This is a genomic window from Pararhodobacter zhoushanensis (assembly GCF_003990445.1).
In the GTDB taxonomy this organism is placed as follows: Bacteria; Pseudomonadota; Alphaproteobacteria; order Rhodobacterales; family Rhodobacteraceae; genus Pararhodobacter; species Pararhodobacter zhoushanensis.
Map to the genome: position 1 here is coordinate 85,061 of NZ_REEZ01000008.1, position 12,703 is coordinate 97,763.

Consider the following 12,703-nt stretch of genomic DNA (forward strand, 5'->3'; position numbering starts at 1 on the left):
CCCGCCGGGCTCATCCAAGGGGGAAAGCATGCAAGGACTGATCGAGGTAATTCACAAAGCCCTTGGGCAGGTCGAGCGCGTCTTCGCGCTGGCAGCCGGGCTGGTGGTGATGGGCCTGATGGTCGTCGTCTGCGCCGAGGTTGTGGGGCGCTCGGCGCTGCATCATCCGATCCGGGGCAGCATCGACATCGTGTCACAGATGATGGCCATCGCTGCGGCAGGGGGCATCCCCTACACGCAATCCAAGCTGGGCAATGTGCGCATGACGATCCTGACGGGGCGTCTGTCCGACCGGCCGCGCTGGCTGCTCGAAGCGCTGACCTACACCATCGCCTCGTGGTCTGTCTGGGTATTGATGCAAGGCTCGAACGGCTTCCTGCAACGCGCCTGGCGCAGCGGTGCCGACACCGCCGAGATCCACATCCCCACCTGGATCGGCATCAGCTTTGTCACCGTTTCGCTGGCGCTGTTGCTGGCCCGGCTGCTTTTGCAATTAATCGAGGCCCTGCGGCTGCTGGCGCTGCCGCGCTCAGCCTCGCGGGTGTTCGGCATCGAGCGGCCCGCAGCCGCCGCAACTGGAAAGGGCTGACGCCATGGACCCTGTTACGATCGGCTACCTGGGCATCGGCGCGCTGGTGCTGTTGGTGCTGCTGGGCGTTCCTGTCGCCTTTGCGTCGGCCTTTGTCGGGATCATAGGTATCAGCTATATCCGCAACCCCGCCGTTGGCGAAGGGCTGGCCGGGATGATCCCCTTTGCCAATTCGGCCAGTTATTCGCTCAGCGTTCTGCCGCTGTTCGTGGCCATCGGTTTTCTGGCCATGCATGCGGGCATCACCACGTCGGCCTATGACGCCGCCCGCAAATGGGTCGGTCGCGCACCGGGCGGGCTGGCCACGGCGACAATTTTCGCCAGCGCCGGATTCGCGGCGGTCTCTGGCGCCTCGACCGCCTCGACCGCGGTCTTCACCCGCCTTGCCCTGCCCGAGATGGAAAAGCGCGGCTACGATCTGGCCTTTTCAGCCGGGGTGGTGGCTGTCGGCGGCACGCTGGCCGCCCTGATCCCACCCTCGGCCTTGCTGGTGATCTACGGCATCATCGTCGAAACCTCGGTCGCGCAACTGCTGCTGGCGGGCTTCCTGCCGGGTGTTCTGTCGATCGTGGTTTACCTTGCGGTGATCACCATCGTCGTCAAATTGCGCCCCGGTCTGGCCCCGATCGAACCGGCCGTGCCGATGATGGAAAAGATCCGCGCGCTGCCGCAGGTGGTTGGTGTGTTCTCGGTCGTTGGCGTGATCCTTGTGGGCATCTACATGGGCTGGATGACCCCCACGGAATCGGCAGGCGTGGCGACGGCGATCATCCTGCTGATGGCGATGCGCAAACGGATGAAGCTGCGCGAGTTCGGGCACGGCCTGCTGGACACGGTACAGACCACCGCCATGATCTTCATGGTGATCTGGGGCGTCATGGTCTTCGTGCGGTTCCTCGCCTTCACCGGCCTGCCCGCGTCGGTTTCCGAAGGGATCACCGATCTGGACGTGCCGCGCTGGGTGATTTTGGGTGGGATCATCGTGATGTACCTGCTGCTGGGGATGATTCTGGACGGGCTGGGCATGATGCTGCTCACCCTTCCCGTGGTGTTCCCGTCCATCGTCGCACTGGGGTATGATCCGGTCTGGTTCGGCATCCTGCTGGTCAAACTGATCGAGGTCGGTGTGGTGACGCCGCCGGTGGGGCTTAACTGCTACGTGGTGAACGGCATCCGGCCCGATATCCCGCTGGAAAGCGTGTTCAAGGGCGTTGCACCCTTCCTGCTGGGCGAGATCGTCATCATCGGCGTGATCGTCGCCTTCCCTGACCTGATCCTGCTGCTTCCCAATCTGATGAACTGACATGACCCATTGTGCGATTATCACCGGCGGAGCGGACGGGATCGGCTGGGCCTGCGCGCAGGCCCTCGCCACCGCCGGACACCGCGTTGCGCTGCTGGATCTCAACGGCGGCAAGGCGATTGAACGAGCCGTGACGCTGGGGCCAGAGCACCTCGGACTGGCCTGCGATGTCACCAATGAAGAGGCGGTTGCGGCGGCGGTGCTGCAGGTTAGCGCAGCGCTGGGACCGATCCGCGTGCTGGTGAACAACGCCGGGATCGGCGACGTGAACCTGCCGACGCTGGACCAGACCGGCGCGCATTTCCGCAAGATGCTGGACGTCAACCTGACCAGCGCCTTTCTGGTCGCGCGCGAGGTCGCGCGGGCGATGGCGGATCACGGTCAGGGCGGCGCAATGGTCAACATGGCGTCAATCGCCGCGCTCACCGGGCTGGCACGGCGAAATGGCTATGGCGCGGCCAAGGCCGGGATCGTGGCGCTGACCCGGTCGCTGGCATGCGAATGGGCGGCGCAGGGCATCCGCGTCAACGCGGTGGCACCGGGCTATGTACGCACCGAACTGGTTGCAAAGCTGATTGACGACGGGTTGCTGGACGTCTCGGCGATTGAGCGGCGTTGCCCGATGGGCAGACTGATCGAGCCGTCCGAGATCGCCTCGGCGGTGGCGTTTCTGTGCTCGCCTGCGGCCTCGGCTATCACCGGGGCCACGCTGTCGGTCGATGCCGGGTGGATGGCGTTTGGCGCACCGGGGGACGCTAGCTGAGAGGTGAAACACTCAGCGAGCGGAGCAGGTGATGCGCGGTTGCGCCCGACGGTGCGGCGGGCGTCCCGCGGCTGAGGGCGACAAGCGCGCCGGGCGTGTCGCCATGCTCGACGCTCCAGACCGCCAGCGCTTCATCGGGCGCAGCACCAAAGGTCAGGGTCATGAACCCCGGCGCAAAAAGCGCTGCACCCGGCTCCAGCGCCGCATGCGGTGCGCGGCGGGCACCGACGACGGACTCCAGAGCCGCCGACCCCCGCTGCAAGCGCATCAGCCGGTTTTCCTGCCGTTCGATAAGGGGAAAGCCGCGCGGCATGAAGCCCTGCGTCCAACCCGCTTCACCGGCAAGGCCTGCCCGGCAGGTGTCCCGTTCGGCCAAAGACCCATAGATCCACAGATGATGGATGCGGTTCAGCGGTCCGCTTTCCGCCAGCCAATAGCCGCCCAAGGGCAGATGGCGGGTGGCGTGTTGCACGCCCTCGCGGCTGAACAGGGCGAGGTAGTCCAACGCCTTGCCCACACTCAGATCATAGCTGCGCCATTCGAAAATCATCGGCCCCTCCTGTCGCGCCATACTGCGCAGCGCAGTCGGCAGGGACATGGATTCAAGCGGTAAACTCTTGTGCTTTTTCCGCGTGCCGGCTGCGCCGGTACTCGCCTGGCGCCATGCCAACCCGGCGCGAGAAGAAGCGGCTGAAATAGGCCGGGTCTTCAAACCCCAGCTCATATCCCACTTCGGCCACGGTACGCGCCATATAGACAAGGTGGCGCTTGGCCTCGACAACCAGCCGCTCGTATAGCAGTTCTGACGCCGTCCGCCCGGTCCGCGCGCGGCACGCTTGCGTCAGCCGCTGGACGGTGACGCCCAGATCGGCGGCGTAAAACTCCATGGATTTCTGGTGCCGGAAGTTCTGCTCAAGCGCATTGCGGTAGCGACAGAGCAAGACATACTCGCGGTCCTGCGCGAGGGGGCGCATATCTGGCTGCGCGGCGCGGTAACGGCGCATGGCGGTGATCAGGATCAGGTGCAGATACCCCTCGATCGCGCGGACACGGCCCGGCACGGACTGGACGTATTCCTCTTGCAAGCCATGGAACAGCGACGCGGCGTGATCCATGGCACCGGGCGGCGTATCCAGCGCGTAGACGGCGGGCTGAGTCAGCGCGGCGGCCAAATCGGCCACGTCTTGGGTGAGCCGGGCGATGAAGGGCACGGCGGCATTGATCACCGCCCCATCGGTGCGCGGTACGAACAGAAATTCATGCACCAGCCCGGCCGGAACCACGACCAGCGAACCGGGGGGAACGGCGTATTCCTCGCCCTCGACCCGCAGGGTGCCGCCGCCGTTGTCGACCAGCAGAATCTGGATGTGGTCAGGATGCACATGCGGCGGAATCGTCCAATCGTGGCGGCCACTGCGCTCGGGGATCCGCTCGATATGCAGGAAATCCATTTCGACGTCAGGCCCGGATTCTCCGTAGAGAAAACAACTCGGTATGCCAGTGCCAGTCCAGTCCATCGTTTTGTCGCCTCCCTCACGTCGCCTGCGTATCGTGCAATAAATGCAGATCAGCGTCCATTCTGTCGTTGGACAGATCGTGGTGTTCCTTGACCGAAGATGGCTTCGGAGGGAGAGGATATGCAGCGCGATTGCGATGTTCTGGTGGTGGGCGCGGGCGCCGGGGGAATGGCGACAGCCATCACGGCGGCCAAGCTGGGGCTGAAGGTCATGGTGATCGAAAAGGCCCCGGTCTTTGGCGGGACCACGGCATTTTCGGGCGGCGTGCTGTGGATCCCGGGAAACCCGGCGGATGCTAGCGGACGCGAGGCCGCGCGGACCTATATGAAGTCCGAAACCGGCAATTTCTATGACGAGGAAGCGGTCGAGCTTTTCCTCGACGAAGGCCCCCGGATGATGGCGTTTTTCGAGCGCGAAACGGCAATGAAATTCGTCCCCACCCTGTACCCCGATTACCACCCCGACGCGCCCGGCGGGGTTGATGTCGGGCGGTCGGTGCTGGCCGCGGCCTTCAATGCTTCAGAGCTGGGTGACAATCTCAAGCGGCTGAGACCACCGCTGAAAACGATTACCTTCATGGGGATGATGTTCAATTCCTCTAACGCGGATATCAAACATTTCTTCAACGCGACGAAATCCGCCAAGTCCTTCTTTTACGTCGCAAAACGCCTTGCCGCGCATATGATCGAGCTGGCGCGCTATGGGCGCGGGGTCAACGTGACGTCGGGCAATGCGCTGGCCGCGCGGCTGGCGAAAAGCTGCTTCGATCTGGGGATCGAGATCCACACCGACACCCCGGCGCTGCGCCTGCTGCATGGCCCCGAGGGCGTGACCGGAGCCGAGATCGGCACGCCGCAAGGTCCGGTGAGTGTGACCGCGCGGCGCGGCGTGGTGCTGGCGGCGGGCGGTTTCGCGCAGGATGTGGCGCGCATCCGGCAGGCCTATCCGCATCTGCGGCAGGGCGGCGAGCATCTGTCCCCCGTGCCCGAGGCGAACACCGGCGATGGCATCACGCTGGCACAGCAGATCGGCGCTCGGTTCGACACGCGCCTGCCCGCGACCTCAGCCTGGATACCGGTGTCGGCGGTGCCTGTTGGCTGTGGCAAGGTCGTACCCTTCCCGCATCTCATCGACCGCTACAAACCCGGCGTGATTGCCGTGTTGTCGAACGGCAAGCGGTTTACCAATGAAAGCAACAGCTACCACGACGTCGGCGCGGCGATGATCGCTGCCTGCAACGGCGAGCCCGAGACCGCCTGCTGGCTGATTGCCGACCGCGACGCGCTGCGTAAATACGGGCTGGGCTTTGTAAAACCCGCGCCGATGCCGATCGGGCGCTTCCTGCGCAATGGCTATCTGAAATCGGGACGTACGCTGGCTGAGCTGGCGCGCGCCTGCGGCATCAAGGGCGAGGAGTTCGAAGCAACCATCCGCCGCTTCAACGCCGGGGCCGAACGGGGCGAAGACCCTGAGTTCCAGCGCGGCTCGACGGCATTCAACCGCTATCTTGCCGACCCTGAGCATGGCCCGAACCCCTGTGTCGCTCCGATCCGGCAGGGGCCGTTCTACGCGGTGAAGCTGTTGATGGGGGATCTTGGAACCTTCGACGGGTTGGAATGCACGCCAAAAGGTCAGGTGCTCGACACCGCGGGCCAGCCTATCCCCGGTCTTTTCGCGGTGGGTAATGACCGTGCGTCGGTGATGGGCGGCAATTATCCCGGCGCGGGGATCACGCTGGGACCAGCGATGACCTTTGGCTATGTCACCGGGCGGCATCTGGCGGGGGTGGTCTGAGATGGACTGGTTGGGACTTGCGGGCAAGGTCGCGGTAATCACCGGCGGCTCTGGCGGGATCGGGCGGGCTTGTGTGCAGGCATTCCGGGCAGCGGGCGCTGTCGCCATCCCGGTGGATCGCAGCGCGGACGGCCCTGAGAGCATCGCCTGCGATCTGGGCGATCCCGCCGCCGTTCTGGCCGCCGCCGAGATCATCGCGCAGCGGGGCGGGGCCGACATCCTTGTCAACAACGCGGGCATCCTGAAGCCCGGCGGGTTGGAGGACGTCAGTATCGCAGACTGGTCGGCGATGCTGGACATCAACCTGACCGGCGCACTGCGGATGGTGCAGGCATTGGTCCCGCAGATGCGGGCGCGGGGCGGTGGTGCACTGGTGCATGTCGCCTCGATCTCGGCCAGCAATCCGCAGCCTTTCTCCGGCGCTTACAGTCCCGGCAAGGCGGCGATGGCGATGCTGTCGCGGCAACTGGCCGTCGAATTGGGCCCCGAGGCGATCCGCTCGAATGTGGTCAGCCCGGGATTGGTGCTGACCCCACTGTCGCAGCGGTTTTACGACGATCCCGAGGTGAAAACGCGCCGCGAATCCGTGGTGCCGCTGCGCCGCATCGGCACGCCCGCGGATATGGCTGAGGCGGTGCTCTTCCTCGCCTCTCCGCGCGCGGGGTATGTCACTGGACAGGAAATCGTGGTGGATGGCGGGTTGTCACAGGCCCTGATGGGGCTGGTGCCGCGCCCCGGTTACGCGCGCCAGGGCGCGACCGCGGGCGGCGGTTAATCCTCGCCGCCCTGCGCGTCATCTATGGCGCGGAAATTTTCGCGCAGGATGTCCAGATAGTGCAGCATGTGGATCATGTCGTTGTTCGACAGATTGCCCATCGATTCCGCATAAAAGGCGGCAATGTCGTCTTGCATATCGGCCCACCGCTGCCAGCCGACCGGCGTCAGCTTGATCAGGCGTGAGCGGTTGTCGTTCACATCCACCACCCGCTCGATCCACCCCCGCGCGTCGAGCCGGGACAGCACGCCAGTCAGGTTTTGACGGCTGACCATCAGCAGCTTGGCCAGATCGCGCACCGCAATTCCGTTGACCCATCGCTCACGCACCAGCGCGCCCAGCACGGCCCACTGCTGGGTGGTGACATCGTGGCGATCCAGCCACCGGGTGCCGGTCTTGTTGAGCTGGTTGGCGCATTGATACAGGCGAAACGCCAGCCGGTTCGACAGATCCGCCGTCAATGTTCCGGATTGGTCAATGTCTTGCTTCATTTGCTTACTATCGCCCCGTTACATAGCCCCGTCAAGCAGTGGCCCCGCGAGATCATAGGGTGGAATATATGTAAAGTAGTTGACACAAAATTAGAGCGCCCCTAACCATTGCACTTGAAGACTGGGAGGGATTCGCGTTGGTGCGGCCGGCTTTCCGCGCAAGAGGCGTGGATACGGTCCTGCGCGTTCATTCCCACAGCAGAAGGAGAGATCGCCGTGAAGGGTCTGAAAGGTAAAGTGGTTGTCGTAACCGGTGGTGGTGGGGGCATCGGTTCGGCCACCTGCCTGCGCTTCGCCGAAGAGGGCGCGAAGGTTGTGGTCGCCGATATCAACGCCGCCGGTGCCGAGGGTGTTGCCGACCAGATCCGGGCCGCAGGCGGCGAAGCTCTGGCACTGGGCTTTGATCTCACCGATCCGGCCGCGTGCCAGACTGCCGTCGACCAGATCGAAGCCGATTTCGGCCCGATTGAGGTGCTGGTCAACAACGCGGGTTGGGATATCTTCGTCCCGTTCCTGAAATCCGGCCCGGATTTCTGGTCCAAGATCATCGACATCAACCTGCGGGGCGTGCTGAACATCACCCATCCCGTGCTGTCCAGAATGGTCGAGCGCAAAGCCGGCCGGGTCGTGTCCATCGCATCGGATGCTGCGCGCGTGGGGTCGTCGGGTGAAAGCGTTTACGCCGCCTGCAAGGCCGGCGTTGTCGCCTTTTCCAAGACGTTAGCGCGCGAGCATTCGCGCCATGGCATCACCTTCAACTGCGTCTGTCCCGGCGTGACCGAAACCGGCATGCTGGAAAACTTCATGGACAGCGCCGGCAACAAGGAAAAGCTGCGCGAGGCCTTTACCCGCGCCGTGCCTCTGGGGCGTCTGGGCAAGCCCGAGGATCTGCCCGGTATCATCGCCTTCTTCGCCTCGGACGAGGCTTCCTTCATTACGGGTCAGGTGATTTCGGTCTCCGGCGGCCTGACCATGCACGGGTAACTTCATGGACTATCAGGACATTCTGTATTCGGTGAAGGATGGCACGGCCACGATCACCATCAACCGCGCCGACAAATACAACGCCTTTCGCGGCCAGACCTGCGAAGAGCTGATCCACGCGTTCAACAAGGCGGGCTGGGACAAGTCGATTGGTGTGATCGTGCTCACCGGCGCAGGCGAGAAGGCCTTTTGCACCGGCGGCGATCAATCGGCGCACGAAGGCCAGTATGACGGGCGCGGCACCATCGGCCTGCCGATGGAAGACCTGCACACGATTATCCGCGACGTGCCCAAACCGGTGATCGCCAAGGTCCGCGGCTTTGCCATTGGCGGCGGCAATGTGCTGTGCACGATCTGCGATTTCACCATCGCCGGGGAAAGCGCGCAGTTCGGGCAAGTCGGTCCCAAGGTGGGGTCGGTCGATCCGGGCTATGGCACGGCGTTTCTGGCCCGCGTCGTCGGTGAGAAGAAAGCGCGCGAGATCTGGTATCTGTGCCGCCGCTACAAGGCACACGAAGCACTGGCCATGGGGCTGGTGAACACGGTTGTACCCGATGACCAGCTCGACGCCGAAGTCGAGAGATGGTGCGCCGAAATCATGGAGAAGTCGCCGACCGCGATTGCTCTGGCCAAGCGCAGTTTCAACATGGACACCGAGCATCAGCGCGGTATCGCGGGACTGGGGATGCTCGGGTTGTCGCTGTATTACGACACCGACGAGTCCAAAGAGGGCGGCATCGCCTTCAAGGAAAAGCGCAAGCCGGATTTCCGCAAGTTCAACCGCTGATGCGACGGCGGCGGGCGCGCTCGGGTGCCCGCCGTTTTCTGGTTGTGGGTTTGGGAGGACTTCATGAAAACCATTTTCGACACCGAGGAACTGGACCAGATCCGCGACCTCGCCCGCAAGTTTGCGCAGGATCGGGTCGCTCCCGGCTATCTTCAGCGTGAACGCGAGGGACGGTTTGACACCGCTTTGATGCGCGAAATGGGCGCGCTGGGTCTGATCGCACCCGAACTGTCCGAATCCTATGGCGGGATGGGCGCTCCGTACCTCTATTCGGGGGCGATCATTGAAGAACTGGGCAAGGCCGACTTCACCTTCGGCTATGTATCGCTGCTGGCGTCGCTGAACGGGCATATCCTGTCCAGCTTTGCCCAGCCCCATATCGCCGCCGACTGGCTGCCGGGGCTGGTAGCGGGCGAGCACCTGCTGGCCATTGCGCTGACCGAGCCCAAGGGTGGCTCGGACGCGGCCAATCTTGGGCTGAAAATGGAGCGGGTCGGCGATCACTACGTGATCAACGGCGAGAAGACATCGATCTCGGCCAACCAGATCGCTAAAGGGGTGATCACCTTCGCCCGGACCGGCCGCCCCGAGGACCGCGCCCATGGCGTTTCGGCGGTCCTGATCCCGCTGGATTTGCCCGGCATCACCACGTCCAAATTTTCCAACATGGGGCAGAACTCGATCGGTCACGGCTCGATCTGGTTCGACAACGTGAAAGTGCCCGCCGATCACCTGCTGGGCACTGAGGGCAAGGGCTTTGCGCAGGTAATGCAGGGTTTCGACTTTTCGCGCAGCCTGATCGGGTTGCAATGCGTCGGCACCGCACGCGCCAGTCTGGACGAGACCTGGGCTTACATTGGTGAACGGCAAACCTTCGGCAAACCTTTGGCCGCCTATCAGGGCATTACCCATCAGCTGGCCGATTTCGACACGCGGGTCGAGGCGGCACGGCTCATGTCCTACAACGCGCTCTGGCTCAAGGATCAGGGACTGCCCCACACGGCCGAGGCCGCGATGACCAAATGGTGGCCGCCGCTTCTGGCTTATGAGGCGATCCATGCCTGCCTGCTGATCCACGGCCACGCGGGCTATTCAGACACGCTGCCCTTTCAGCAACGCCTGCGCGATGTGCTGGGGCTGCAGATCGGTGACGGCACCGCGCACATCATGAAGAACATCATCGCCCGCGAGCGGGCGGGCCGTCAGGCCGTGGCGGGCTTACAGCCCGCCTTTCCGGGCGTCGGGGAGGGCGCGCGGATCAAAACGGGGAAACCCTAACGCCTTGGGAGGATACCATGGATTTCGACGCCATTCTCATTGAGCCTCGCCGCGCCGCAATGGTCGCTGCGGGCTTGTGGCTGGACAAGACTGCCGACGACTATTTCGACGCCTGCCTTGCTGCGCACCCGGACGCCACGGCGCTGTCGTCGATCACGGTTGCCAACGGCGCGCGGCGTGACCTGACCTGGGCGCAGCTGGATCTGTTGGCGAACCGGGCCGCGCTGGGTCTGCGCAAGCTTGGCGTCGGGCGCAACGATGTGGTGACCTGCCAGCTGCCCAACGGTTGGGAATTTGTCGCCACCTATCTGGGCTGCTCGCGCATTGGCGCTGTGTTCAACCCGGTCATGCCGATATTCCGCGAGCATGAGCTGCGCTTCATGCTGCGCCATGGCGAGAGCAAGGTCTTTCTTGTGCCCAAGCTCTTTCGCGCCTTCGACCACGAGGCGATGGCCGAGGCGATGCAGCCAGACCTGCCCGATCTGCAGCACATCGTTGTGGCGGGGGGTGCCGGGGCGAACAGCTTTGACGCGCTGATGAACAATCCCGCCTTTGACGCGGATCTTGCCACGATCACGCCTGAGACACGGCTTGGCCCCGATGATGTGTGCCAGCTGATCTACACCTCGGGCACCACGGGTGAGCCCAAGGGCGTGATGCACACCGCAAACACGATGTACGCCAACCTTGCCCCTTTCGCCGAGCGGCTGGGCATGGGTACAGATGATGTGATCCTCATGTTCTCACCGATGGCCCATCAGACCGGCTTTATGTACGGGCTGTTGCTGCCCTTGATGCTCAAGGCTCGCTTCGTGCTGATGGATACGTGGGACAATGCCTTGGCCGCGCGCACCATCGAAGGGGACGGTGTGACGTGGACGATGGCCTCGACCCCGTTCCTGCTGGACCTGACCGGCGCGGTGGAAGAGCTGGGGACCGATCCGCAGTCGCTGCGCATTTTCCTGTGCGCTGGCACGGTCATTCCCGGCCCGGTCGTCGAACGCGCGCAGCACGTGCTGGGCGCGCGGGTGATTTCAGCCTGGGGTATGACCGAGAACGGGGCTGTGACAACGGTTCTGCCCTCGGATCCATCGCAGCGTGCGGCCCAGACCGACGGCGTGCCGCTGCCCGGTATCGAGCTGCAGATCCGCGACCGTGACGGACAAGCTGTCGACGAGCCCGGCTTTGAGGGCGAGCTCTACGTGCGCGGATGCTCGAATTTCGGCGGTTACCTGAAGCGCCCGCACTGGAACAACGTCGATGCTGACGGCTGGTTCGACACCGGCGACATCGCGCGCAGGGACGCCGAGGGCTATATCCGCATCTGCGGACGCTCCAAGGACATCATCATCCGCGGTGCCGAGAATATCCCGGTGGTCGAGGTCGAAGCCGCGCTGTTCAAGCACCCGGCCGTGCAGACCGTTGCCATCGTCGGCTATCCCGATGACCGGCTGGGCGAACGCGCCTGTGCTTTCGTGGTGCCGAAACCGGGCCAGAGCCTGAGTTTCGACGCTATGACCGCACACCTGAAGTCGCATGATTTCGCCATCCAGTACTGGCCTGAACGGCTGGAACTACGCGAGGCCTTGCCTGCAACGGCCTCGGGCAAGATCCAGAAATTCGAGCTTCGCCGCCAGCTGCGCGAGGCAATGGGGCTGTGAGCAAGGGACGGATCGCACTGGTCACCGGCGCGGGCGGCCCCATGGGCCGCGCGGTCGCGGCGCGGCTTGTGGCCGAGGGGGTCGCGGGACTGGTCCTGACCGATATTTCCGCCCGTCGGCTCGAGGAAGCCGCAGCGTCCCTGCGCGACCTCCCCAGCGCGCCGCGCCTTGTGGTGCAGCGCGCAGATGTGACCCTCGCCGCCGAGGCGCGGGCCGTGGCCGAGGCGGCGCTGGCCGCGTTCGATCGGGTGGATGTGCTGGTTAATCTGGTGGGCGGGCTGCGGTCGAGCGCGCTCTATTCCCCGTTCCTGTCGATGGACGAAACCCGCTGGCGGCAGACGTTTGATCTGAACCTGATGGGTGGTTTCCATCTGATGCAGGCGCTGGTGCCGGGGATGATCGACCGCGAATTCGGGCGCATCGTCAACGTGGCGTCTATCGTCTTTGCCGGTGAAAAGGGACAAGCCGACTACGCCGCCGCCAAGGCCGCCGTCGCCTCGCTCACCCGGTCGCTGGCAGCGGAATTTGCCCCGCATGTGACGGTGAACTGCGTAGCCCCCGGCCTGACCAACACGTCGGTCACGCGCAACATGACCGCCGCCGAGACCGCGCGGCTGGTGGCCGGCAACTTCATACCCCGCCTCGCCGAACCTGAAGAAACCGCCGCTGCCATCGCCTTTTTCCTGCGCGACGAGGCGGCCTTTGTCACCGGCGAGATCCTTGCAGTGGCGGGGGGGATTCATCCCCATCTGTAGCCGCTC

At 64.3% G+C, this 12,703-nt stretch carries 13 protein-coding genes; 10 read left to right on the forward strand and 3 right to left on the reverse strand.

What is annotated here, in order from left to right; genetic code table 11:
- Window positions 1-28: 28 nt before the first annotated feature.
- From EAE28_RS16780 to EAE28_RS16790, 3 genes are read left to right on the forward strand one after another with little or no spacing between them, the layout of a single operon-like run.
- The gene (locus EAE28_RS16780; protein WP_127108367.1) at window positions 29-589 is read left to right on the forward strand and encodes a TRAP transporter small permease; all 561 of its coding nucleotides are present in this window, start codon (window positions 29-31) and stop codon (window positions 587-589) included.
- Window positions 590-593: 4 nt separating this feature from the next.
- Window positions 594-1,892, forward strand: coding sequence for a TRAP transporter large permease (locus EAE28_RS16785; RefSeq protein WP_127108369.1), 1,299 nt, complete (start codon window positions 594-596; stop codon window positions 1,890-1,892).
- Between the two features lies 1 nt (window position 1,893).
- Window positions 1,894-2,655 carry an SDR family oxidoreductase gene (locus tag EAE28_RS16790; RefSeq protein ID WP_127108371.1) on the forward strand — a complete coding sequence of 254 codons (762 nt, stop codon included), beginning with the start codon at window positions 1,894-1,896 and terminating at the stop codon, window positions 2,653-2,655.
- On the opposite strand, the gene EAE28_RS16795 is transcribed toward EAE28_RS16790, so the two are convergent.
- Window positions 2,648-3,205 carry an NIPSNAP family protein gene (locus tag EAE28_RS16795; RefSeq protein WP_164736680.1) on the reverse strand — a complete coding sequence of 186 codons (558 nt, stop codon included), beginning with the start codon at window positions 3,203-3,205 and terminating at the stop codon, window positions 2,648-2,650. The genes EAE28_RS16790 and EAE28_RS16795 overlap by 8 nt on opposite strands.
- Before the next feature lie 52 nt (window positions 3,206-3,257).
- A complete protein-coding gene (locus EAE28_RS16800; protein ID WP_246022410.1) occupies window positions 3,258-4,106 on the reverse strand; it encodes a helix-turn-helix domain-containing protein in 849 nt (282 codons plus the stop codon).
- A gap of 186 nt (window positions 4,107-4,292) precedes the next feature.
- Here EAE28_RS16800 and EAE28_RS16805 point away from each other — a divergent pair, with 186 nt between their 5' ends.
- Both EAE28_RS16805 and EAE28_RS16810 read left to right on the forward strand, forming a co-directional pair.
- Complete coding sequence (locus EAE28_RS16805; protein WP_220443958.1) at window positions 4,293-5,966, forward strand: FAD-dependent oxidoreductase; 1,674 nt, start codon at window positions 4,293-4,295, stop codon at window positions 5,964-5,966.
- A 1-nt stretch (window position 5,967) separates the two neighbouring features.
- Window positions 5,968-6,741, forward strand: a complete 774-nt coding sequence (locus EAE28_RS16810) for an SDR family NAD(P)-dependent oxidoreductase (RefSeq protein ID WP_127108380.1) — start codon at window positions 5,968-5,970, stop codon at window positions 6,739-6,741.
- Here EAE28_RS16810 and EAE28_RS16815 read toward each other — a convergent pair.
- On the reverse strand, window positions 6,738-7,232 hold the full coding sequence (locus EAE28_RS16815) for a MarR family winged helix-turn-helix transcriptional regulator (protein WP_127108382.1): 495 nt from the start codon (window positions 7,230-7,232) through the stop codon (window positions 6,738-6,740). The genes EAE28_RS16810 and EAE28_RS16815 overlap by 4 nt on opposite strands.
- 216 nt (window positions 7,233-7,448) lie before the next feature.
- On the opposite strand from EAE28_RS16815, the gene EAE28_RS16820 reads away from it, so the two are divergent.
- From EAE28_RS16820 to EAE28_RS16840, 5 genes are all read left to right on the forward strand, one after another.
- On the forward strand, window positions 7,449-8,216 hold the full coding sequence (locus EAE28_RS16820) for an SDR family NAD(P)-dependent oxidoreductase (protein ID WP_181954502.1): 768 nt from the start codon (window positions 7,449-7,451) through the stop codon (window positions 8,214-8,216).
- Window positions 8,217-8,220: 4 nt separating this feature from the next.
- Entirely contained in the window at window positions 8,221-9,003 is a 783-nt protein-coding gene (gene badI / locus EAE28_RS16825) for a 2-ketocyclohexanecarboxyl-CoA hydrolase (protein ID WP_127108384.1), read from the forward strand.
- A 63-nt stretch (window positions 9,004-9,066) separates the two neighbouring features.
- A complete protein-coding gene (locus tag EAE28_RS16830) occupies window positions 9,067-10,281 on the forward strand; it encodes an acyl-CoA dehydrogenase family protein (RefSeq protein WP_127108387.1) in 1,215 nt (404 codons plus the stop codon).
- A gap of 17 nt (window positions 10,282-10,298) precedes the next feature.
- Window positions 10,299-11,942: a cyclohexanecarboxylate-CoA ligase gene (aliA, locus tag EAE28_RS16835; protein ID WP_127108389.1), complete on the forward strand. Its 1,644-nt coding sequence runs from the start codon at window positions 10,299-10,301 to the stop codon at window positions 11,940-11,942.
- Window positions 11,939-12,697, forward strand: coding sequence for an SDR family NAD(P)-dependent oxidoreductase (locus EAE28_RS16840; RefSeq protein WP_127108391.1), 759 nt, complete (start codon window positions 11,939-11,941; stop codon window positions 12,695-12,697). Before aliA ends, EAE28_RS16840 begins: the two co-directional genes overlap by 4 nt.
- Window positions 12,698-12,703: the final 6 nt, after the last annotated feature.

Bases quoted from the DNA above. Each gene is read 5' to 3' on its own strand.
- EAE28_RS16780 (WP_127108367.1), top strand. From the start codon at position 29: ATGCAAGGACTGATCGAGGTAATTCACAAAGCCCTTGGGCAGGTCGAG.
- EAE28_RS16785 (WP_127108369.1), top strand. From the start codon at position 594: ATGGACCCTGTTACGATCGGCTACCTGGGCATCGGCGCGCTGGTGCTG.
- EAE28_RS16790 (WP_127108371.1), top strand. From the start codon at position 1,894: ATGACCCATTGTGCGATTATCACCGGCGGAGCGGACGGGATCGGCTGG.
- EAE28_RS16795 (WP_164736680.1), bottom strand. From the start codon at position 3,205: ATGATTTTCGAATGGCGCAGCTATGATCTGAGTGTGGGCAAGGCGTTG.
- EAE28_RS16800 (WP_246022410.1), bottom strand. From the start codon at position 4,106: ATGGATTTCCTGCATATCGAGCGGATCCCCGAGCGCAGTGGCCGCCAC.
- EAE28_RS16805 (WP_220443958.1), top strand. From the start codon at position 4,293: ATGCAGCGCGATTGCGATGTTCTGGTGGTGGGCGCGGGCGCCGGGGGA.
- EAE28_RS16810 (WP_127108380.1), top strand. From the start codon at position 5,968: ATGGACTGGTTGGGACTTGCGGGCAAGGTCGCGGTAATCACCGGCGGC.
- EAE28_RS16815 (WP_127108382.1), bottom strand. From the start codon at position 7,232: ATGAAGCAAGACATTGACCAATCCGGAACATTGACGGCGGATCTGTCG.
- badI (WP_127108384.1), top strand. From the start codon at position 8,221: ATGGACTATCAGGACATTCTGTATTCGGTGAAGGATGGCACGGCCACG.
- EAE28_RS16830 (WP_127108387.1), top strand. From the start codon at position 9,067: ATGAAAACCATTTTCGACACCGAGGAACTGGACCAGATCCGCGACCTC.
- aliA (WP_127108389.1), top strand. From the start codon at position 10,299: ATGGATTTCGACGCCATTCTCATTGAGCCTCGCCGCGCCGCAATGGTC.